General features: G+C 47.1%; 4 protein-coding genes. All 4 read right to left on the bottom strand.

The genetic code is table 11. The features are described 5' to 3' along the window. Nucleotides 1-447 (bottom strand): phage terminase large subunit family protein (locus tag BLS03_RS25270; RefSeq protein ID WP_245696823.1); only part of this gene is annotated, 447 nt, incomplete at its 3' end. Further along, a complete protein-coding gene (locus BLS03_RS25265) occupies nt 401-985 on the bottom strand; it encodes a MerR family transcriptional regulator (RefSeq protein WP_093279599.1) in 585 nt (194 codons plus the stop codon). The genes BLS03_RS25270 and BLS03_RS25265, both read right to left, overlap by 47 nt. A gap of 127 nt (nt 986-1,112) precedes the next feature. Beyond that, nucleotides 1,113-1,319, bottom strand: coding sequence for a DUF7940 domain-containing protein (locus tag BLS03_RS25260; RefSeq protein ID WP_093279598.1), 207 nt, complete (start codon nt 1,317-1,319; stop codon nt 1,113-1,115). Then, entirely contained in the window at nt 1,303-1,485 is a 183-nt protein-coding gene (locus BLS03_RS25255) for a hypothetical protein (protein ID WP_093279597.1), read from the bottom strand. The genes BLS03_RS25260 and BLS03_RS25255 overlap by 17 nt, the downstream gene beginning before the upstream one ends. Nucleotides 1,486-1,999 lie beyond the last annotated feature (514 nt).

Raw genomic sequence — 1,999 nt, 5'->3', positions numbered from 1 at the left:
TGTTGCAGCACCAAGGATGTCAAGAATCCAGCCGATACCGACTTTTTTCTTAGTAGTGTTGTTTTGGTCCCTTGCGAACAAGAAAGGAAAAATGCGATGCATGATCGGCATGTCTTCCCATGCGCCATCAATCTCATCGATACAGAAGTTTTTGGCGTCATCATCAGTTGGCTGATAAATGACGGTGTTGGCCTTGTATTGATGAAGCATGCAGGACACTGCAGCTATCATCATTTTCGACCAACCGATACGCGCTGACTTTTGAAACGCCAGGCGCCGAATGTGGCGGTTGCACATCATGTTCAAAATGGCGACTTGAAAGGGAAGTGTTTCCCACTGCCCTTCTTCCTGAGAAGAACCCGATGCCAATTTGTAATGTTGGTTTGCCCATTCAGTGCCACTAACCGGAGGAACTTTCCTCAAGCTCTTTAAGCCACGCTGGGCCATCTTCTGGATCGCCTTCGATGTAATCTGAGATATCTGGTTGTACATCGGCGCACTCGTTACTGGCTTTGGTAAGTTCTTTCTCGATCACCTCAATAGCTTCTGGTGGCATGTCCTGCCACACCTTTTTGAGCTTTGGGATTAACCCTTCGTGGATCGTGCCAAGCTTGGAAGCCAGCTGCTGAAGAGTTTCGGATATTACGTCGATAGGGCCATACGATTTCTCAAAGAGAACGCGCTTGGCTCTCATCATCGCCACATTTTCTTTTAGCTTTTCGAGCTTAAGTTTCTGCTCGAGCTTAGCCATCGCTTCGGAGTCATCATCAAGGTCCGTTTCCGGTTTTGATTCGTCCGTTTTAACCTGCGATTTGTAAGTGATGTAGCGGTGGATACACTCAAGTGGATTAATGCCATCACGACCTTTGGCTGCTGGCAGAATCCCTTGTTTTGTAAGGGTTCGGACCTGTCTATCTGATATACCAAGGAGCGTAGCAATATCCGACTGAGTGAACTTTTTGTCGGGATTGAATAACGTACTCATTCATGGTCAAAAACCGGAAACCGGAAACCTCCAAAAATAAAAAAAATTTTAACGAGCGAGACTCTGCGAGTCTGACAACCCGTAGTCCGCAAATAAGCCCAAAAGGACCCATGGGACCGCGGTCCCATCACTCTGGCGAGGGCGTCTGAGAAAGCAGGCGCAGCACCGTGGTGATGGCAGCGGCGACAGCATTTAGCACCGCATAAATCGTCACGCTTACATGAACTTCAAGCAGCGGCATTAGCGAAACAATGAGATTCATTGCGATTAGAGCCAATGACCACTTGATGCTCCACCACTGACCAGACTCTTTCCAGTTATCGACTAACTTCATCGTCTGTCTCCTTGGCCGCGCTAATTGCTGTCCAAACAGCCTGCTCTAATAGGTTCTTTGCTTCATCCATTTTGCGAGGGTTCGATGTTGGCTGCTTAGCCATCACGTTTTCTAGAGCCTGCGCTTGGGTGTTCAATACCGCACTAAAAGTATTTACTGTTTGCATCTGCTTTATCTCGTATCGTGCTTATTGATAAACACTCCCAATAAGAAGCGCTTAGCAATAAAACGTCGATTGGTCATGCACAATCCAATGCGCCACCTGCATAACTATCGACTTCTTCCTGGTTGGCTCGGGTTTGTAACGGCCCAATGGATTGGTCAGGCTGTTACTGTCGTGAGGTTGGTTTCCGTGACGAACGCATAGTCTGCCCGTTCAGTTATCGTCACCTGCCCACTTGGGAGTTGCTATCTACATGATTCACCCTCAATGATGTCCACAAACTGTGTGGTCAGTTATTGCAAAACACTCTCGTAAGAGCGCTTAGCAATAAAAAAGCCCGGTACATGCCGGGCTTCTTATCGGAGTTAGTCAATGGATTAATGCGCTATTTATTCGTTAAGCTATTTGTCGGCCTGTTTGTTCTGATACCATTTTTTGATTTCGTCAGGTCTAGCAGCGCATTTCTTGAATTCGGTTACCCATGTCATATCACGGATTGCCGACTCTTTTTCACCAT

It is taken from the genome of Vibrio xiamenensis (assembly GCF_900100015.1).
GTDB classification, from domain to species: Bacteria; Pseudomonadota; Gammaproteobacteria; order Enterobacterales; family Vibrionaceae; genus Vibrio; species Vibrio xiamenensis.
Note: the sequence above shows the minus strand (reverse complement) of the source record. Positions and strands in the feature narration are given on the sequence as shown.